Annotated in this window: 14 protein-coding genes and 3 pseudogenes; 6 read left to right on the top strand and 11 right to left on the bottom strand. The window is 70.1% G+C overall.

The window, feature by feature from the left end; translation table 11 throughout:
- Positions 1–39: 39 nt before the first annotated feature.
- Positions 40–342, bottom strand: a complete 303-nt coding sequence (locus tag D1J60_RS30975) for a CU044_2847 family protein (RefSeq protein ID WP_125823367.1) — start codon at positions 340–342, stop codon at positions 40–42.
- A 765-nt stretch (positions 343–1,107) separates the two neighbouring features.
- On the opposite strand from D1J60_RS30975, the gene D1J60_RS30970 reads away from it, so the two are divergent.
- The gene (locus D1J60_RS30970; RefSeq protein ID WP_125823366.1) at positions 1,108–4,842 is read left to right on the top strand and encodes a DEAD/DEAH box helicase; all 3,735 of its coding nucleotides are present in this window, start codon (positions 1,108–1,110) and stop codon (positions 4,840–4,842) included.
- Between the two features lie 705 nt (positions 4,843–5,547).
- On the opposite strand, the pseudogene D1J60_RS30965 reads toward D1J60_RS30970, so the two are convergent.
- From D1J60_RS30965 to D1J60_RS30945, 5 genes and pseudogenes are all read right to left on the bottom strand, one after another.
- Positions 5,548–5,709 (bottom strand): annotated as a pseudogene (locus tag D1J60_RS30965) (pirin family protein); the annotation flags it as partial.
- A 152-nt stretch (positions 5,710–5,861) separates the two neighbouring features.
- Complete coding sequence (locus tag D1J60_RS30960) at positions 5,862–7,097, bottom strand: serine hydrolase domain-containing protein (protein ID WP_125824286.1); 1,236 nt, start codon at positions 7,095–7,097, stop codon at positions 5,862–5,864.
- 151 nt (positions 7,098–7,248) lie between these two features.
- Positions 7,249–7,638: a DUF1048 domain-containing protein gene (locus D1J60_RS30955; RefSeq protein WP_125823365.1), complete on the bottom strand. Its 390-nt coding sequence runs from the start codon at positions 7,636–7,638 to the stop codon at positions 7,249–7,251.
- Between the two features lie 2 nt (positions 7,639–7,640).
- Positions 7,641–7,973, bottom strand: a complete 333-nt coding sequence (locus tag D1J60_RS30950) for a PadR family transcriptional regulator (protein WP_125823364.1) — start codon at positions 7,971–7,973, stop codon at positions 7,641–7,643.
- A gap of 187 nt (positions 7,974–8,160) precedes the next feature.
- Positions 8,161–8,673, bottom strand: a complete 513-nt coding sequence (locus D1J60_RS30945; protein ID WP_125823363.1) for a universal stress protein — start codon at positions 8,671–8,673, stop codon at positions 8,161–8,163.
- 290 nt (positions 8,674–8,963) lie between these two features.
- Here D1J60_RS30945 and D1J60_RS30940 point away from each other — a divergent pair, with 290 nt between their 5' ends.
- Positions 8,964–9,317: an SAV_915 family protein gene (locus D1J60_RS30940; protein WP_125823362.1), complete on the top strand. Its 354-nt coding sequence runs from the start codon at positions 8,964–8,966 to the stop codon at positions 9,315–9,317.
- A pseudogene (gene lysA / locus D1J60_RS30935) lies at positions 9,317–10,540 on the top strand (diaminopimelate decarboxylase); the annotation flags it as partial. The gene D1J60_RS30940 and the pseudogene lysA, both read left to right, overlap by 1 nt.
- On the opposite strand, the pseudogene D1J60_RS38265 reads toward lysA, so the two are convergent.
- The 5 genes and pseudogenes from D1J60_RS38265 to D1J60_RS30920 all read right to left on the bottom strand — a co-directional run.
- Positions 10,536–10,836 (bottom strand): annotated as a pseudogene (locus D1J60_RS38265) (transposase); the annotation flags it as partial. The pseudogenes lysA and D1J60_RS38265 sit on opposite strands and share 5 nt — an antisense overlap.
- 160 nt (positions 10,837–10,996) lie before the next feature.
- Positions 10,997–11,170, bottom strand: a complete 174-nt coding sequence (locus tag D1J60_RS37515) for a hypothetical protein (RefSeq protein ID WP_164721008.1) — start codon at positions 11,168–11,170, stop codon at positions 10,997–10,999.
- Between the two features lie 77 nt (positions 11,171–11,247).
- Entirely contained in the window at positions 11,248–13,185 is a 1,938-nt protein-coding gene (locus D1J60_RS30930; protein WP_125823360.1) for an APC family permease, read from the bottom strand.
- A 297-nt stretch (positions 13,186–13,482) separates the two neighbouring features.
- Complete coding sequence (gene kdpB / locus D1J60_RS30925) at positions 13,483–15,633, bottom strand: potassium-transporting ATPase subunit KdpB (protein WP_125823359.1); 2,151 nt, start codon at positions 15,631–15,633, stop codon at positions 13,483–13,485.
- A 255-nt stretch (positions 15,634–15,888) separates the two neighbouring features.
- Positions 15,889–17,772: an APC family permease gene (locus tag D1J60_RS30920; RefSeq protein ID WP_125823358.1), complete on the bottom strand. Its 1,884-nt coding sequence runs from the start codon at positions 17,770–17,772 to the stop codon at positions 15,889–15,891.
- A 221-nt stretch (positions 17,773–17,993) separates the two neighbouring features.
- Between D1J60_RS30920 and D1J60_RS30915 the strand changes: the two genes are divergently transcribed.
- From D1J60_RS30915 to kdpF, 3 genes are all read left to right on the top strand, one after another.
- On the top strand, positions 17,994–18,743 hold the full coding sequence (locus D1J60_RS30915; protein WP_125823357.1) for a DUF4118 domain-containing protein: 750 nt from the start codon (positions 17,994–17,996) through the stop codon (positions 18,741–18,743).
- A gap of 98 nt (positions 18,744–18,841) precedes the next feature.
- The gene (locus D1J60_RS37510) at positions 18,842–18,997 is read left to right on the top strand and encodes a hypothetical protein (RefSeq protein WP_164721007.1); all 156 of its coding nucleotides are present in this window, start codon (positions 18,842–18,844) and stop codon (positions 18,995–18,997) included.
- Positions 18,994–19,083, top strand: a complete 90-nt coding sequence (kdpF, locus tag D1J60_RS30910) for a K(+)-transporting ATPase subunit F (RefSeq protein WP_125594429.1) — start codon at positions 18,994–18,996, stop codon at positions 19,081–19,083. The genes D1J60_RS37510 and kdpF overlap by 4 nt, the downstream gene beginning before the upstream one ends.
- The last annotated feature ends 5 nt before the right edge of the window (positions 19,084–19,088 follow it).

Here is a 19,088-nt window from a genome sequence, read left to right as displayed (position 1 = left end):
CGTCTTCGAGGGGCCGCACCAACCGGGTCTTCTTCGCGCTCACCCGCGGCCGCAGACGGGGGCGGTCTCCTGATCCGGCAGGTAGCCCGCCCGTTCCTCCGCCGTGAGCGCGAGGTCGACGCCGAACTCCACGGTGACCCCGTCAGGTCCGGCCTTGCGCAGCTGGTCGAGCACGGCGCCCGCCGCCTCGGTGACCGAGTCCAGCGCGGACTGGAGGTTCTCCGGGAGCTGCTGAATGGCCTCGCCGAGACGCCCCGCCTTCACCGGCCCCTCCGCTGCGCCCGGGGCCTCGACCAAGATGGATCCGCCCTCCGCCAGCGGGATCCGAGCAAGACGCGTCAAGGATCCTCCTTCGCCGGCGCGATTCCGGTCCTTCCCAGATCGTCATCGAGCCGACGGCATGCCGCACCCCCGGTTGGCCATAAGGTGTCGATCCTCCGGTTGCGCCCAGACCTTCCTGGGCAGTCGGCTCGGCGGCGAAGCCGACCCGGTGGTCGTGTTCGTAGTCGTGGACCCGGTGAGGCACAGTTGCCGGCGGACCCAGCGGAACTTTCGCGAGTCGCGGTCGCTTCTGCGATCGCCCTGGGAGACCACACCGCGGACGTCCACCCTGAGACCCGCGGCTTCACCACGACCGCATTCCTCAAGTTCTCGGCGATGCGCTCGCGGGACGGACCTGATCGCCGACGATGCAGCGCGCATCACACGCCGGACCCCCTCCCGCCCGTGCCAAGTCGGCCGATCCGGCCCTGTGGGCCCAGGCGTTCCGGAGCGTGACACGCCCTGTTGACGGTCCGGTAGATTCAGCGATACGGCTGATCTTCAAGGGAGCGGCACCATGCCGCGCGTGCGACACGGGGGCAGTGGGTGCGGAGCGGACACACGCAGGACCGTCGACGGAAGGCCCTGCTGGAGTGCTGGCGCGCGATCGAACTGTTCAGTCCGCCAACCATCCCGGCACTGCCTCGTCGGCGCCCCGCCGCGCGCTCCGGGCCGAGGGACGAGTACGTAGTTGACCTGACTCCTGAACCCGGCCGGGTGCCGCCGCTCCTGCCGTGGGCTCCGGACCATCCGGAGACGGGGGCACGGCGGGCACCGTACGGACGTATGTGGCGGCACGAGGTCTACTGCGGGGTCTTCGATCTGGAGCTGCTCCGCCAGGCAATGATCTCCGTACTGCCCGCGGGAACCGATCCCGACCCCGGCGTGCCTCAGACCGAGCTGGTGCTGTCGGGCCAGAGCGCGATGTTCGCGCTGGTCCTGGACGACGAGGGCCGACCGCTCGAAGACACGTCCGTGATCTCCGCGTGCGCCTGGGCGACCGGCCGCCTGTTCGATCCCGGGCCGTCCGCACCGGGGTGGCTGGACGGGTTCGAGGAACTCGACGACGCGTTCGGCACGGCGATCGACGAGCTTACGGCCACCGCGATCCCTTACGGCCCCACCTCCCCGACCGCCGGAACGGCGTACGAGCGGTGGTCCGGCTCCGTGGCTGGGCCGGGAGCTCCGGCCGGGGCCAGCGGCGGGAGCTGGCAGCGGCTGCTCGCCGAGATCCTGGGCGGCGCTGCTGTCGGCGCGGTCGGGGCCCTGTTCGGCGAGGTCGCCGGCGCCGCCCTGCAGGGTGCGGCGGAACCCCTGGTGCGCCGCGCCGCGGACTGGGTCGCCGCCCGCCGCCCCGCCGAGGAGCAGCCGCAGCCCGGGCGGCCGGACGGCACCCGGGGCGTCCACGAGGGGTCGTCGGCCGACGGTCCTGACATGTCGACCGAGGCGGATTACGAGGCTGGCGCCGGTGCCCGTGCACTCGGGTTCGCCGATCTGGTCGCCCTGACCGCGCAGATCGCCGACCTGTGCGGGGTACGGGATTACCTGCGCCCACAGGTGGTCCGGGTGCGCAGCAGGCTGGTCCAACGGCCGCGGGACCCGCAGGCGAAGGTCACCGCCTCCGCGCCGTTCTTGAACAGTCTGCTTCCCCCTGATCTGGCCCGGGTGTCCGCGGCCATCGGGAAGGGTTTCGGCCCGGCGCTGGAGGCGTACCTGACCGAGCTCGACACCGTCGCCGTGGGGGCGCGGACGGATGTGCGCCGGCAGCGCGGGGTCGTCCTGGAAGGGGTGGCTCCGGACCTGGTTCCGGCCGGCCGCTGGCCCGCACCGGCACGGTTCCCGCTCGCGCTGAGCCAGCAGTTCGCGGTCGACCGCATGCTCGCCGACCGAGCGGGAACCGAGGGCGGAATGTTCTCCGTGAACGGCCCGCCGGGCACGGGCAAGACCACGATGCTGCGCGACCTGGTCGCCGCACTGGTCGTCGAGCGAGCGGCTGTGCTGGCCACGTTCACCCGGCCCGAGAAGGCGTTCACCGGTCCGGCCTGGAAGGGCAGGGACCGCCAGGGCGCCTACCCCCGCACCGTGTCGCGGCTCGACCCGCGGCTGACCGGGTTCGAGATCGTGGTCACCTCCTCCAACAACGGCGCCGTGGAGAACATCACCGCCGAACTGCCCGGCATGGGCGCGCTCGGCGAGCACTGGCACGGCGGCCCCGACCACTTCTCCGACCTCGCCTCCGCGCTCCTCGGCGGGCCGGCCTGGGGTCTGGTCGCAGCGGTGCTCGGCAACAAGACCAACCGCAAGGAGTTCGGAAACCGCTTCTGGTGGGGCCGGCTGCCCGAGAAGGAGACCCAGGCTCGCTCCGCCGCGGGACTGCCGCCGCTGCGCGGCATGCAGGAGGTCCTGCGCGACTGGCTTCCGCCGAAGCCACCGCCCGGAGGCCGACGTCCCGTCACCCCGGCGGACCAGGCTGCGGCGGCGGGACCCGCCCAGCCCGTGCCGTCGTGGACCGACGCCGTCGCCGCGTTCCGTACCGCCCAGGCCGAGGTGGAGCGGCTGCGCGCCGGACGCGCCCGGCTGGCCGGTGCCCTGGCGGCCGTCGAGTCCCCGTCGGCCGGCCAGCGGATCGCGGACCTGGAATCCGCCGTGTCCCGGGCCGACCAGCAGGTCGCCGCCGCCGCGGCGGTCCTGGACCGGGCCGCCGCCGCCTCGGCCACCGCCCGGACGGCCACGGTGGTGGCCGAGGCCGGACACGGGACGGCCTCCGAACACGTACCGCGGGCCCGCCAGGAGCTGGCCACCGCCCGCGCGGACCTGTCGGCCGCCCGTGAACTGGCCGCGCACCACCGCGAGTACGTGACCGCGCTCACCGCCCGCCACGACGCGCCCCCGGTCATCGAGCGCGGCCTGCGCGGCGGGCTGCGCCGCCTGCTGCAGAGCGCGGCCGACCGGCAGGCCGCCGAACGGCAACAGGAGCGCACCCAGTCCGAGATCGCGCACCTGCTCGTCCGGCAGCGCACCGCGCTCGAGGACTCTCTGGAGCAGGTCGCCGCAGCCGTACGCGCCGAGTCCCTGGCCGCCGACCGGCACACACGGTCCGCCGCCGCCGTCGACGAGGCCGCCGCCAATCTCACCGCCGCCCGCGGCCACGAACGGGCCGCCGGCGCGCGGGAGTCCGCGGCAGCCACCGCCCTCCGCCATGCCCGGCAGGTCGCCGACTCCTCCCGCAGCGGACTACGAGCCGCCGTGGCCGAACTCGACGGCAGCCACCGCGAACTGCGGGAGGCGGCCCGGGCGCTGCCGTCCCTGCCGCTCGGCTGGTCGCACCTTGCCGAAGCCGACCAGGAACTCGGCTCGCCCTGGTCCGACGAGGCATGGTCCACCGCGCGCAGCGACCTGTTCCTGCGCGCCCTCGACCTGCACCGCGCGTTCGTCGCCGGAGCCGCGAAGAAGGTCCGCGGGAACCTCCAGGTCCTCATGGAACTGATGGCCGGTACCAACGGGCCCGTCCCCGACGAGGAGGTCGAGCGAGCCTGGCACACTCTCTTCCTCCTCGTGCCCGTCGTCTCCACCACGTTCTCCTCAATCGGCAGCATGTTCGCCCGCCTCGGCCGGGAATCGATCGGCTGGGTCCTCGTCGACGAGGCCGGGCAAGCCACCCCACAGGCCGCCGTCGGCGCACTGTGGCGGGCCCGCCGTGCCGTGCTGGTCGGCGATCCGCTCCAGCTCGAACCCGTCGTCACCATGCCCACGGCCCTCCAGCGCCGGCTGCTGCGCGCCTACGGCGTCGACGAGCACTGGCTGCCCTCGGCCACCTCCGCCCAGACCGTCGCCGACCGGACCAACCGCTACGGCACCTACCTGCCGGCCCCGGGCACCGACGACGAGCTCGTCTGGGTGGGCTCTCCGCTGCGCGTGCACCGCCGCTGCGAAGAGCCGATGTTCACGGTCAGCAACGAGGTCGCCTACGGCGGCCTCATGGTCTACGGCACCGCACCCAAGGCGTTCCCCGATACGGAACGGGACGGCCTGCTGCCCAGCCGCTGGCTCAACACCGACGACTCCAGCCGCCCGTCGGAGGCCCCCTGGGGCGAACGCGACCGCCGGGCCTTCGAGTTCGTCCTCGACCACTTGCACCGGCACGGCGTCACCGTCGAGCGCGTGCGCGTCATCGCCCCCTTCCGATCCCTCGTCGCCGAATGCCAGAAGATCTGCCGCGGTCGGGACGGCTGGACGTCCGAACTGATCGAGGAGCGCTGCGCCACCGTCCACCGGGCCCAGGGCAAGGAAGCCGACGTCGTCGTCCTCGTGCTCGGCGGCGGTCGGCCCGGCGCCCGCGAGTGGGCGGCCCGCACCCCGCACCTGCTCAACGTCGCCGCGAGCCGCGCCAAACGCCGTCTCTACGTCATCGGCGAGCGCAACCTGTGGGCCCCGCTGCCGCACTTCGACGTCCTCGCCTCCGAGCTGACGGAGTTCCATCACCTCCGCGACCACGCCACCTGGCCGCCGGACGGCGAGTAACCGCCGACGAAACGGCAGAGCAGAGGCCCACACGGGCGTCCCGACACGACGCCGCAAGCCCGGCTCAAGACACAAGCCAGAATCGACCCCTTGGCCCGTGCACGACAGATTCCACTCACCCTCAGAACGGAAGCCGGCCGACTGACGCCTCAGCACCCAGTTCGCGCGTGATTCCCAGAACCCAGGCAGGCAGGTCCACTGCACGTCGGCTTTCGACGTCGACCGCAGCCGCTCGGTACGTCGACCGTATCGACGGGTCAGCCCCGGCATCTGCTCGACAAAGGGATTCGTACCCTCTCATCGTTCCCGTCGACCGACAGCACAGCCAAATCTGTGATTGACGGGCACAGCAACTCCTCCAGCCAGTACACCGCAGCCGGCCTCGAGACGGCGTCGGAGCCGCGCCACCGGTCACCTGGCTCCGTAGCCAGCGCCTTTTCTCTGGCGACCCGCCTCCCGCGGACGCCAAAACCGCCGGCGCCAGGTACCGGCGCTGGCGATGCCGCCGGACGTCATGAACAACGGCTCATCGCCTACGGCCAGAGTGACTCCCTGACTGAAGTCGCTTACAGGCTGTCACACACGGGACTCAGCCTGGCGCCGACGGCCGCCGCCCCACCTCCCGTGGCGTTCCCGCGAAACCAGGTCAACGAAAGGCCGTGGGCGCCCATCACACCGAGCGCCGACCCTGCACAAAGCAGCAGTTCAGCGCACCCTTCCCCGGGGCTTCAGGTGGGTCGGAGGGAGGTCGGGAGCCGGAATGGGAGCGCCTTCGTAGCCCTTTACCTCACCAAATCGGGACCCGTTCATCCAGTCTTCGCGAGCCAGCGCGATATCATCGTGTGACCGTCCGATCCAGTTCCAGAACCATTGAATCGAACGGCGTTTCCGCAGTTCAGAGCGCCGCAAGTCCCTTGAAGTCAGCAAAAGTCAGCATCGGGGGCTTCCGCCAGGCGCGCGGGAGGAGGACCCGCTCTCCCGCAACTTGATTCGAGCGCCCCACGGCTCCACTTTCACCATCAGTCGTCGATGGCCTGGTAGAGAGTGGTCCAGAAGTCCTGCATGGCCCGCGCCGAGTCCGGGGTGGACATCCCGGTCTGTGTGAGCAGGATGCCGACGAGCTGGTTGTGCGGGTCGGCGTAGGTGGTGGTGCCGGCTCCGCCGTCCCAGCCGAACTGGCCGATGGGCGCGTAGTCACCTCGGTAGGTGCGCACCGTCATTCCGAAGCCCCAGCCGCCGGTCTGTCCCTGGCCGTGTGACAGGTGGGCGACGCTGCGGGCCCAGGTCTGTAGGGCGGCTGTCTGGTCGGGGGTGAGGCGGTTGGTGGTCATCAGCTCGACGGCGGGCCGGGACAGGATGCGCTGGGTGCCGTGCATGCCGTGGTCGAGCAGCATCCGGAAGTAGGCGTGGTAGTCGTCGACGGTCGAGTCGAGTCCGCCGCCGCCCGACTGGAACGCCGGGGGCTTGCTGTGGTGTCCCTCCTCGGCCGGGTCTTCCACGATGAACTCCCCCGTCTGCGGGTCGGGGGCGTACAGCGGAGGCAGCCGGTCGATCTTGTCGGCGGGAACGTGGAAGCCGGTGTCCTCCATGCCCAGCGGATCGAAGATGCGCTCGCGCAGAAACGCCTCGAACGACTGACCGCTGACCCTGGCCACCAGCACCCCCAGCACGTCGTCGCTGACGTTGTACAGCCACCGCTCCCCGGGCTGGTACATCAACGGAAGCGTGCCGAGGCGGCGCATCCACTCGTCCGGCTCCACCGCCGGCAGCATCCATCCGTTCTCACCGTAGACCTTGCGCTCGAAGTAGGCGGTCATCATCGGGGAGCCCATCGCCGTCATGTCCAGCCCCAGCCCACAGGTGGAGGAGAGCAGGTCTCGTACGGTGATCGGACGCCGGGCCGGCACGGTGTCGTCCAGCGGACTGTCGGGCCCCTTGAGCACCCGCCTGTCGGCCAGTTCCGGCAGCCATCGGTCTATCGGTTCGTCAAGTCGCAGCCGGCACTCGTCCAGCAGGACCATGGTCGCGGCCACCGCGACCGGTTTGGTCGTCGAGGCCATCCGGAAGATCGTGTCCCGGCACATCGGCGCGCCGCCGTCATGACGCATCGTCCCGATCGCCTCGACATGGGTCTCCCCACCCCGGCCGACCAAGGCGACGAGCCCGGGGATCTTCCTGGACTCGACATGCGCTTCCAGCACCTCGCGCAGTCGGCGCCGACCTGCTTCAGACAATCCGCTGTTGCCGGTTTCCATCATGGATCTCCTTGTGCGCAGTGGTCAGTTGCGACGCCGCGGACATGCGGCGAGAGACAGCCGACGGGGCATGACCCCGTCGGCCCGCGCTGTGCAGAATGGCGATGAGCGCAGTGCTCGGCCCTTGGGCGAGCGTCGTGCTGAGGTGCTATCAGACCGTCTTGTCTTGCGTTCCGGTCTCAGGACCCGCGGCGCGCTCGATGTCGTCGGCCAGCTGCTTCCGTGCGCGGGCGGGAACGTAGCCGCCCTCGGTGTAGTTCTGGGCGAACGCCTCGGCGAACTCGACCGGGTCCTCCCCGACGATCTCGCGGATCGGAGTTCCGTTCACCGCTGCCTGCTCGAACAGGTCGGCAAGGTCCTCGAACGTCAAGGCGTTGCTGTCTGCGTCGATGGGCACGAAGTACATCAGGTACCGCTCGATCGCCTCGACCGCCGTGCGGTAGTTCTCGGGAAGCTCCTTGACGCGGGCCTTGTACGCCCGCCAGCGCTTCTTGGGCCCGATCATCTTCGAGATGAAGCCGGTCTTTTCGCCCTCGGACATGGTCACTCGCCTCCCCGTTCGCGGAGCTGGTCCAGTCGTTCCGTGAGGAAGCTCCACGTCCTCCAGAACTCTTCGAGGTACTCCCGACCCTGAGAGTTGAGGGAATGCACCTTGCGCGGCGGCCCCTTCTCAGAGGGCACCTTCTCCACGTCGACGAGACCGCGCTTCTCCATCCTGATGAGCAGCGCGTAGACGGTTCCTTCGGCGATGTCCGAGAAACCCTGCTCCCGCAGTCGTGCCGTGATCTCGTAGCCGTAGGCGGGCCGGCCGGACAGGGACGCGAGGATGATGCCCTCCAGCGTGCCCTTGAGCATCTCCGTCAGCAGCTTGGCCATGGAACACCCCCTCCCCTAGCTAGTCGGCGATACTGAGTACCGGTACAACGTAACACTGACTACTGGTACTCAGCAACACGGAATAGCGCGGCTCGGGTGGTCCGGCATGTCCCGGCGTACCTCACGGTCGCGGCAGTCGGGGTCGATGCCTCCGCCTTCACCTCCTGGAGCCACACGAGGTGACGCCTTATGGGGTCAGCTCCCGCAGGTCGAGCGGAACTCTCCAGATGTTGCGGCGGTGTACGGATTCCAGCTCGGCTTGGAGCGGAGAGGGAGGAACCGCCAGGACGGGGCAGGCGGCGTGGGCGAGGCAGTACCGGGCCACCGAGGGGCGGACGAGGCGGCGCACCCATGTGCGGGATCCCGTGCCGACCACGAGGAGGTCCTCCGTGTCACGTGCCGCGTCAACGAGGGCCGCTCCCGGAGTCCCCCGTACCGTGAGGCCGCCGAGGGTGACACCGGGTTTTACGGCGCCGAAGGCCGTGTCGAGGGCCTCGCGGAGTCTCTCGACAGCCGCGGCGCGGCATTGCGCAAGGACGGAGGTTCCGAGGCTGTGGCGGCTTCCGAGTTCTCCGCCGGGCGGCTGCCAGGCCAGGACGGCCAACAGCTCCGCACCACGCACGCGGGCTTCCGCAGCGGCCCGGTGCAGCGCGGCCAGATTCCCTGGGGTTCCGGTCACGCCGACTACGACTCTTCGCACGGCCTTTTCCCTCTCGTCTCGTCGATCGTCCCCATGGAAGGGGCTCGGCGGAGGGTGAGGTGCCGCTGTTGACGGCCTTCTAGCGCAGAGATCCGTAACCGTGACGGGTCTCTGATGCCGTCCCGCTCTCGCGTCAGTGATCCGTCAGGACTTGGCTCGCCTCCGTAAGGGTCTCGTTACGGGGCTGCCGTAGGCACGGGGATGCGGGGATAGCTTCAGTGTCGCGCCCCGGACTGCCTCCCCGCACCCTGGGCGTCACCTGCCGACTCGTGGTTCTCCAGGAGGGCCCCATGTGTTTGTTCCAGTACGACGACGATCCCGAGCCTGAAGAACGGATCCCGGCCGGGCCCCTGTACGTGCCGGTCCGGCCGGGAGGAGCGGAGGTCGTGGTTCGTCTGTTCCGGACCCCGCTGGGAGCGCGCACCAGCGTCGGCTTCACCAGCCCGGACCGTCTTGCCGCCACGCTCGGCGCCGAGCAGCCGTGGATCCGGCTCTCCGAGTCCGCGCTGCGCTCGATGGCCGATCCGCTCGGTGTATCTCTGCTGACCGTGGACCCGACGTTCACCGCTCCGGCGGTCGCCGCGGTGCCTCCGGTCGCGACGTCGCTGCCCCAGGCATCTCCGATCGCAGCCCGGTTCGCCTGATGGGGGATCACACGGTGGCGACGGCGGTCCTGTCCGAGGTACAGCCCCGTGCGGGTGATCTCTCGATCTGGCCGGCATCCACGACTCGGCTGGCGCACGGTGGGCTGGCCGTCGGCGGAGTACCGCTGGCAGAGATCGCCGAACGGTTCGACACCCCCGCCTACGTCCTGGACGAAGGCGAAGTCCGCGAGCGCTGTCGGACCTATCGGGACGCGTTCCCCGAAGCCGACGTCCTCTACGCCGCCAAGGCGTTCCTGTCCCGCGCCATGGTCCGCTGGGTGCGGGAAGAAGGGCTGGGCCTGGACGTGTGTTCCGCCGGCGAGCTGGAACTCGCCGTCACGGCCGGATTCCCTCCCGAACGCATCGTGCTGCACGGCAACGCCAAGTCGCCCCGCGACCTGGAAGCCGCGCTGCGCCTCGGCGTGGGGCGGATCGTCATCGACAGCCCGTCGGAGATAGCCCGGATCGCAGCCGCCGTCGGAGCCGACGGGCGCCAGAAGGTCATGGTGCGGGTGGTGCCGGGGGTCTCGGCCGGCGGACACGACAAGATCCGTACCGGTACCGACGACCAGAAGTTCGGTCTTTCCCTCGCCGACGGGGGCGCACAGCACGCCATCACCCGGGTACTCGGCCAGCCGCAGCTCGAACTCACCGGACTGCACTGCCACATCGGCTCCCAGATCACCGACGTGAAGCCCTATCTGGTCGCCCTGCGCCGCATGGTCGGACTGATGGCCCGTGTCCGTGACGCTGACGGGGTCGCCTTGGCCGAGCTGGACATGGGCGGTGGCCACGGCATCGCCTACCGTCCCGGGGAACCCGCCCTCGACCTCACGACACTCGCACGCAGGATGCGCGCCGAGCTCATAGAAGGCTGTGCGGCCGCCGGGCTGACCGTACCCCGTCTCGCCGTCGAACCCGGGCGGGCCATCGTCGGGCCGGCCGGAGTCGCCCTGTACCGGGTACTCACCGTCAAGCACAGCGGCGAGAAGGTCTTCGTCGCCGTCGACGGAGGAATGAGCGACAACCCGCGTCCCGCCCTGTACGGGGTGCGCTATGCGCCCCGCCTGGTCGGCCGCGCGTCGACGACTGGACACCGTACGGCCACGGTGGTCGGCCGGCACTGCGAGGCCGGCGACATCCTCGCAGCCGATGTGGAACTGCCGGCCGACATCCGCCCCGGAGACCTGCTCGCCGTACCGGTGGCCGGCGCCTACCAGCTGTGCGCTCGTAGCGACGGTGCAGACGGCGGCACCCGGACAGCCACGCCACCGTGCGCTCCACTGTCCACCGATGACGGCTCAGTCGCTGGGAGGATTCGATGCCCCGGCGCGCGATGCGCGGTGTGATGTTGCGGGAGCGGAGCCACGTGCGAAGCCGGTCGAAGTCGTATCCCTTGTCACCGTGCAGCTTGGCCGGTCGACGGCGGCGCGGTCCGCGGCGGGACCGGATCGGGGGGAATGCCCCGCACGTGGATCTTTGATCCCTTCTTGCCGCGATCTACGGGATTCGGACCTGTCAGGTGCGATCCCCATACCTTCGCCGGCCAACGCCCCGGGGTCGTACCGGAGCAGCCGGAACCACCCACGGGAACAACTCCCACAACCCGTCCGGCACCAGACGCTCCACCATCGCCATCACGGCCGTCAGCCTACTGAACAAGCCAGTTGAGACGACCTCTAAGGCCGGTAGACGAGCTCGAGCGCCATCGCTGCAATGACGCCCCAGACCCCGATGCCGAGCAGCCACAGGGCGTCGAGGACGGCGCCGGTGGCGATGACGGTCAGTCCGGCCGCCCCGAGGGCGAGTACGGTCCTGCGGATTCCGCGGTCGGCGCGCGAGCGAGTGGTCACGGTACTGAGAATCCCGCTGGACCGTCGCCATGGCGAGGGTCCAGCGGGATTCCTGTCGGCGCCTTGATGCAGAGGGGTCAGCCGGCGTGGACGTGGGGGCGACGGGAGCGGTCCGGTTCTGCTTCGCGGATGACCTCGCGGGTGACGGGGGCTACCTCGCCCTGGCCGAAGAGGAAGAACCGGAAGAAGTTGGCCATCGGGTTGCCCTCGGTCCACTCGAAGTAGATGTGGGGCCGCTGGCCGGTCTCGTCGCGGACGTGGAGCAGGAGGGCGGCGAGGGCGTTGGGGATGCTGGAGCTCTCCAGGGTCAGGACCCGATAGCGGTCGTGCAGGACTTCGCCGCGTACGCGCATGCCGGACTCGAATTCGGAGGCGTCCAGGACGGTGACCTCGACGAACATGACGTCGTCCTCGGCCGGGATGTCGTTGTCCGCGCGGATCTGCGCCTTCTTCTGCCGGTACTCCTCGATGTCCCGGCTGTCCGGCTCGTTGGCGATGAAGCGGATCGTCCGGTTGGCGGTGTCGCGGATGAACCGCTGCGCCATGTCGTCGAACTCGATGTCCGTGACGCGCAGCTCGAAGACGCGGGCCAGGCGCGAGAGGAGGGAGAGCGCCATGATGCCTCCGATGAAGCAGGCGCCGATCTTGACGCCGTCCGGGCGCTCCACGACATTGACGGCCGTGGTGTAGATGAAGACGGCCGAGATGATCCCGAAGCCGATGGTCCAGCCGCGCTCCCCGGCCCGGCGGGCCGCGATGGTCACGGCCACGGCCGCCGAGGTGATCAGGACGAGGACACCGGTGGCGTATGCGCCGCCCTGGGCGTCCACGTCGGCGTTGAAGAGCCAGGTCACGAGGAACGCGACGAGGGTGAACACGATGACCATCGGGCGCAGGGCTCGGGCCCAGTGCGGGGCCATGCCGTAGCGGGGCAGGTAGCGCGGCATCAGGTTGAGCAGGCCGGCCATGGCGGAGGCGCCGGCGAACCACAGGATCAGGATCGTGGAGACGTCGTAGACGGTGCCGAAGGCGGAGCCCAGGTACTCGTGTGCCAGGTACGCGAGCGCGCGTCCGTTGGCCTCCCCTCCGGGCTCGAACTGGGCAGCCGGGATGAGCAGGGTGGTGATGAGGCTGGAGCAGATCAGGAAGATGCTCATGATCACGGCCGCCGTGGTCAGCAGCTTCTTCGCGCCTCGGATCCGGCCGGCGGGCTTGGCCTCGGTGTCGTCGGGGTCGCCCTTCACGTGCGGCATGACCGCCACACCGGTCTCGAAGCCGGACAGGCCCAGCGCGAGCTTGGGGAACACGACGAGCGCGATGGCGATCATCATGAAGACGTTGCCGTGCTCGGCGGTCAGCGCTGCCGTCCAGTCGGTGATGACCTGCGGTGCGGTGAACACGTTCCACAGCCCGACCGCCACGACGACGACGTTCAGGCCGAGATAGGTGGCCACCAGGACCACGGCGACGCCGATGGCCTCGCTGAAGCCCTTGAGGAAGACTCCGCCGAGCAGCGCGATCAGGACCAGGGTGATCAGTACCTCGTGGCCGTGCAGGGTGCTGGTGAGGTGCGGGTTCTCCACCATGTGCGCGGTCGCGTCGGCGGCGGAGAGGGTGATGGTGATGAGGAAGTCGGTCGCCGCGAACCCGAGCAGGGTCAGGACGAACAGTTTGCCCTTCCAGAACGACAGCAGCTTCTCCAGCATGGCGATGGAGCCCTCGCCGTGCGGGCTCTCCTCCGCCACGCGCCGGTAGACGGGCAGCGCGCCGAAGAGGGTCAGCAGCACGAGCACGATGGTCGCCAGCGGCGACAGCAGGCCTGCCGCGAGGAAGGCAATGCCGGGCTGGTAGCCGAGGGTGGAGAAGTAGTCCAGACCCGTCAGGCACATCACCCGCCACCACGGGCGGCCGTGCGGCTGGGCCGCCGTCTCCTTGGCGGCGGGCGAACTCGTATCGGCGGTCAGGCCTTCCAGCATCCACGCGCGCAGGCGCGAGGTGCGGGCAGGGGTGGCCATCGTGGGGGGCTCCTGTCGTGCAGCGTGGATTCGGCCATCGGAGTCGACGGCTGGGCCAGCGTACGCAGCGAGAGCACAGCCGATACGTCTATATCCCTGCCTCACGGAATCCTGACGCGCTCTTAACGTCTTTCCGTCCGGTGGTGTAGCGAGGGCACACTCATGCTCGGTCGGAGGGTGCAGGACGAAAGAAGCGGGGGCGACCCGAACGGGGGCCGCCCCGGCAGGGGAACCAGCGGAGTGTGGATCAACGCTGGCCGGCCTGGTGCGGCCGTGGTCTGGCGTCCTTGGCTGATGTCAGCCGAGGCCGGGGATGCAGGACACCAGCAGGTCGACGAGCTTGATGCCGACGAAGGGCAGGATCAGGCCGCCGAGGCCGTATACGCCGAGGTTGCGGCGGAGCAGGTCGTGCGCGGAGGCCGGCTTGTAGCGGACGCCGCGCAGGGCGAGCGGGATGAGGGCGACGATGATCAGCGCGTTGAAGATGATCGCCGAGGTGATGGCGGAGGTCGGGCTGCTCAGGCCCATGATGTTGAGGGCTTCGAGTCCCGGGTAGGCCGCCGTGAACATGGCCGGGATGATCGCGAAGTACTTCGCGACGTCGTTCGTGATCGAGAAGGTGGTCAGGGCGCCCCGGGTGATGAGGAGCTGTTTGCCGATCTCGACGATCTCGATGAGCTTGGTGGGGTTGGAGTCCAGGTCCACCATGTTCCCGGCCTCCTTGGCGGCCGACGTACCCGTGTTCATGGCCACGCCCACATCCGCCTGGGCGAGGGCCGGGGCGTCGTTGGTCCCGTCACCCGTCATCGCGACGAGCTTGCCGCCCGCCTGCTCCCGCTTGATGAGGGCCATCTTGTCCTCAGGGGTGGCCTCGGCCAGGTACTCGTCGACGCCGGCCTCGGCGGCGATGGCGCGGGCCGTCAGTTCGTTGTCGCCGGTCACCATGACCGTGCGGATGCCCATGCTGCGCAGCTCCGCGAAGCGCTCGCGGATGCCTTCCTTGACGACGTCCTTGAGATGGATGATGCCGAGCACCCTCGGGCCGTCCCAGTCGTGGACCGCCACCAGCAGGGGCGTGCCCCCGGTCTCCGACACGGTGGCCGACCAGGTCACCGCCTCCGCCTGTACGGTGCCGCCGCGCATGGCCACCCAGTCGCAGACCTGGGCGGTCGCACCCTTGCGGATGGCGCAGCCCGCCCCGTTGTCCCAGCTCAGGTTGACCCCGCTCATCCGGGTCCGGGCACTGAACTCGGTGAACCGCGGATTGCTGAGGTCCTCCGCGGCGGCCGGCCGCAGTCCGTACTGCTGGGCGAGGGCGACGACGGACCGGCCCTCGGGCGTCTCGTCGGCGAGCGAGGAGAGCTGGGCGGCCTCCGCGAGCTTGAGGTGGTCCACGCCGGGCAGCGGGATGAAGGCCGCGGCCTCGCGGTTGCCGAGGGTGATGGTCCCCGTCTTGTCGAGGAGCAGGGTGTTCACGTCTCCGGCGGCCTCGACGGCGCGTCCGCTCATCGCGATGACGTTGCGCTGGACGAGCCGGTCCATGCCCGCGATGCCGATCGCCGGCAGGAGGGCGCCGATCGTGGTGGGGATGAGGGTGACGAGGAGGGCGACCAGGACGGTCGTGGACTGTGCGGCGTGCGCGTAGGCGGCCATCGGCTGGATGGCGACGACCACCAGGATGAAGATGACGGTCAGGGCCGCCAGCAGGATGTTCAGCGCGATCTCGTTGGGGGTCTTCTGCCGGGTGGCGCCCTCGACCAGGGCGATCATCCGGTCGATGAAGCTGTGCCCCGGGCGGGAGGTGACTCGTACGACGACGCTGTCGGACAGCACGGTCGTACCGCCGGTGACCCCGGACCGGTCGCCGCCCGCTTCGCGCAGGACAGGGGCTGATTCGCCGGTGACGGCCGACTCGTCGACCATCGCGGCCCCGTCGACGACGTCGCCGTCGGCCGGGATCAGCTCGCCGGCCTCGACGAGGACGAAGTCGAAGGGCTGGAGCTCGGCGGGCGTGACCACCTCGGTCTCCGCGTGCCGCAGGTTCGCGCCGTACGTCCAGTGGTGCAGCCGCACGGCGACCGTGTCCGTACGGGCCTTGCGCAGCGACTCGGCCTGGGCCCGGCCCCGGCCTTCGGCGACGGCCTCGGCGAGGTTGGCGAACAAGACAGTCAGCCAGAGCCAGACACTGATCACCCAGGTGAACACGGACGGGTGGATGAGCGCCGAGAGCGTGGTCAGCACGGATCCGACGGCGACGACGAACAGCACCGGCCTCTTCACCAGTTCGCGCGGGTGGAGTTTGCCGACGGCCTCTCGCGCCGAGGCGGCCAGCAGCTCGGGATCCACCACGTTCACCTGGCCGGAGCGCTTCCGGGACGGTCGGTGGGTCGGAGTCCGCGGAGGGGTCCCGAGACCCGGAGGAACGTGCTGCGCGGCGACGGGAGGCATCAAGACCTTCCGAATGGGGAGCGTGGCAGCCCTGGCGGCTGGTGGCCAGGTGCGGAAGAGGGGTGTCGCCGCCGGGGACTGTCTCCATGGACCCCCTCGGCCGTCATGTGAGTATTCGAGGTCCCCGGCGGCGCAACAGGCAGGAAACCACTGCCCGTCCCATGGGAAATGCCGATGTGGGAGCGGGAATTGGCGCCTTCTTGATGGCGGCGCACGAGGCGCGTCAAATCGCTGTCAGAGGTGCGTCAACACTCGTCAGTGTGCGTCGGCCGTGATGCGGAAGCGCAGCCGGCAGATGACCGCGTCGGTGTCGCGGCGGACCGCGTGGGCGACGACGGAGCCGCGCTGGTTCTGGAGCAGCCGCTGCCAGAGCCGGGCGGGTTCGGTCTCCGGGACCAGCACGGTCACCTGCGCGTCCGGGTGGGCCTGCGCCAGCTTCCGCACGTACGCCGACAGGGGACGGCCGAGCGAGCGGGTTTCCGAGGAGAGCTCGATCAGCTCAACGCCGGGCTTCCACAATTCCCAGTCCCGCCGAAGAGCTTCGGCCGCCTGTCGGTCCTCGGGGGCGGGGTGGGTGACGGTCACGGCGAGGACTTCGTCGCCGAGCGAGCGGGCGGCGGTGAGGGCCTGGCTGGTCAGGCGGGACAGGCCGGAGACGGGGACGACGACCACGGAGCGGGAGCGCTGCGGGGCCTGCGGGATCCGGCCGAGTTCCAGGCGTTCGCCGATCTCGGTGTACGCACGGTGGATCTTCTCGAAGCCGAGGACGAGCAGCGGCAGCGCGACGACGATCAGCCACGCCCCCTCGGTGAACTTGGTGGCGGTGACGACGACCGCCGAGACACCGGTCAGCAGCGCGCCGAAGCCGTTCAGTGCCGCCTTCGCCTGCCAGCCGCGCGGGCGCTGCCCGTACCAGTGCCGGACCATGCCGACCTGGCAGATGGTGAAGCCGACGAAGACGCCGATGGCGAAGAGCGGGACGAGGGTGTTGGTGTCGCCGCCGGAGAGGACGAGCAGGAGGGCGGAGACGAGCGCCAGCCAGACCACGCCGTGGCGGTGGACCTGGCGGTCGGCCTTGAGCGCGAACACGTGCGGGAGGTGGTTGTCGCGGGCCAGGAGGCTCATCAGGACGGGCAGACCGCCGAAGGAGGTGTTCGCGGCGAGGGCCAGCAGCACCATCGTCGCGAACTGGACCACGTAGAAGGCGACGTTGTGGCCGAAGGAGGCGTCCGCGAGCTGGGCGAGGACGGTCACGCCCTCGACCGGCTGGAGGTGGAAGCGCCCGATGAGGATCGACAGGCCGATGAGCATCACGCCCAGGAGCGCGCCGAGCGCAACTTCGGTGCGCTGGGCGCGGCGGGCGGCCGGGGCCCGGAAGGAGGGGACGGCATTGGCGACGGCCTCGACTCCGGTCAGCGCCGAGCAGCCGGCGGCGAAGGCCTTGAGCAGCAGGAGCGCGCCCACGGTGGTCGCACCCTCGCTGAGGGCGGACGCGTGCCCGGCCGCGGAGGCGGTGCTGACGGGGCCGTCACGGAAGAGGCCGACCACGACCATCGCGAGGATCGAGCCGACGAACACGGCGGTGGGAACGAGGAACGCCTTGGCGGATTCCACGACCCCGCGCAGGTTCACTGCGGTGACCAGGACCAGGACGCCCAGGCAGATCCACACCCGCTCCCCGTACAGCTCGGGGAACGCCGAGGTCAGGGCGGCCACGCCGGCCGTGACGGAGACGGCGACGTTCAGGACGTAGTCCAGGATCAGCGAGGCCGCCGCGACCAGGCTCGTACGCCGGCCCAGGTGGCGTTTGGCGACGGCGTAGGAGCCGCCGCCGTCCGGGAAGGCCGCGATGACCTGCCGGTACGAGGCCACCAGCACCGCGAGGAGCGCTGCGATCGCCAAGGTGACGGGGAGGGTGAAGCCCATGCCGTAGGCGCCGGCCGCGGCCAGGACGAGCACGATCGACTCCGGCCCGTACGCCACGGACGCCATGGCGTCCAACGACAGCGCGGCCAGCCCCTGGAGGGCGGTCAGCCGGTGCCGGTCCTCTACCACCGCTGTAGAGATGCGGGTATCAGGCGGCTCCTCCGTGCCCGGAGCCTGCCCTGCGGTGCCAGTCTTTCCCATGTCTATCGACATCTCTCGCTGTTCCTCCGTTGGACAAAGCGAGGACAGCGTCGGAGATTCCATGGCCGGATCGCCAGGGTCCTTGACGTGGTCCATACGGCCGCCGCGCCAGTCCTCACGCGCTCTTGATGCCGAAGCGGGAGCACCATATGGGGTGCGTCAAGACTTCGCGGCGGCGGCTGCCCGCGCCTGCGGCGAGGAGCAGGGTTGAAGCGAACGGACAGGAGGCCCACATGTCCGGATTCCGACTCCACGACGCCGCCGCCCTGCTCGCGGCGCTCGTGGCCCCCCTCCTCGTGGCGCTCGCGCTCGTGCCCTTCCGTACGGACCTTTCGGCGACGAACGCGGCACTGGTCCTCGTCGTCGCGGTGGTCGCGGTCGCCGCCATCGGTACGCGGACCGCCGGCGCGGTGGCCGCACTGTCGGCGGCCGCCTGGTTCGACTTCTTCCTGACCGAGCCCTACCGACGGTTCGTGATCACTGACCGAGGCGACGTCGAGACGGCGGTCCTGCTGCTCGTCGTCGGCCTGATCGTCTCCCAACTGGCGGTACGCGCACGCCGACTGCAGACGACCGTGGTCACCGACGCCGCCCATCTGTCGAGCCTCCAAGGCACCGCACGGCTGGCCGAGGACGGCCGCTCGCCGGAGGCGGTCGTCGAGTACGTGCGCCGGGAGCTCGTCGGCCTGCTCGGGCTGCGGGGCTGCCGTTTCGAGTACGGAACCCTGATGGGAAGCCTGCCGCGCCTGGAGCACGACGGTGGCGTGTGGCTGCGCCGCCCGGGCCGGATCACGGAGTACGGCGACTGGCCGGACGGCGAGACCGAACTGCGGGTCATCGGCGGCGGACACCACTACGGCCGCTTCCTGCTGGATCCGCTCCCCGGCCCGCTGCCCCCGGAACAGGACCGCCTGGTGGCCGTCGCGCTGGCCGCTCAGGCCGGCTCCGCCCTGGACACGGCCGGCCTGGCCCACCTGGGCTGACCGGGCCTTTTCCGTCCTTTCCCGTCCTTTCCCGTAAGGGTGTCGTTAAGAGTTCCCCTGCGCCCGTATGGACCCCGTCAAGGCGTCTTAACGCCGGGATGAAGACACGGTTATCTCGTCATCGGCCATCTGGCCGATTCATTACTTCCCACTTCACTCAGGAGCTCGCGATGGCCGATCTGGCCTTCGTCGTCACCACGGTCGCGGTGTTCGCGCTGGTGGCTCTCATCGCCAAGGGGGTGACCAAGCTGTGAACGCCGAGAACATCGTCGGCCTCCTCGTGGCCGTCGCCCTGCTGGGCTACCTCGTCCTCGCCCTCGTCAAGCCGGAGAGGTTCTAGCCACC

Source organism: Streptomyces sp. W1SF4 (genome assembly GCF_003950035.1).
Lineage (GTDB): Bacteria > Actinomycetota > Actinomycetes > Streptomycetales > Streptomycetaceae > Streptomyces > Streptomyces racemochromogenes.
This window is presented reverse-complemented; position numbering and strand designations above follow the sequence as displayed.

Coding starts and splice junctions, on each gene's coding strand:
- D1J60_RS30950 (WP_125823364.1), bottom strand. CDS start 7,973: ATGGCCAAGCTGCTGACGGAGATGCTCAAGGGCACGCTGGAGGGCATC.
- D1J60_RS30920 (WP_125823358.1), bottom strand. CDS start 17,772: ATGTCGATAGACATGGGAAAGACTGGCACCGCAGGGCAGGCTCCGGGC.
- D1J60_RS30930 (WP_125823360.1), bottom strand. CDS start 13,185: ATGGCCACCCCTGCCCGCACCTCGCGCCTGCGCGCGTGGATGCTGGAA.
- D1J60_RS30940 (WP_125823362.1), top strand. CDS start 8,964: ATGTGTTTGTTCCAGTACGACGACGATCCCGAGCCTGAAGAACGGATC.
- D1J60_RS30960 (WP_125824286.1), bottom strand. CDS start 7,097: ATGGAAACCGGCAACAGCGGATTGTCTGAAGCAGGTCGGCGCCGACTG.
- D1J60_RS30915 (WP_125823357.1), top strand. CDS start 17,994: ATGTCCGGATTCCGACTCCACGACGCCGCCGCCCTGCTCGCGGCGCTC.
- D1J60_RS30955 (WP_125823365.1), bottom strand. CDS start 7,638: ATGTCCGAGGGCGAAAAGACCGGCTTCATCTCGAAGATGATCGGGCCC.
- D1J60_RS30970 (WP_125823366.1), top strand. CDS start 1,108: ATGTGGCGGCACGAGGTCTACTGCGGGGTCTTCGATCTGGAGCTGCTC.
- kdpB (WP_125823359.1), bottom strand. CDS start 15,633: ATGCCTCCCGTCGCCGCGCAGCACGTTCCTCCGGGTCTCGGGACCCCT.
- D1J60_RS37510 (WP_164721007.1), top strand. CDS start 18,842: ATGAAGACACGGTTATCTCGTCATCGGCCATCTGGCCGATTCATTACT.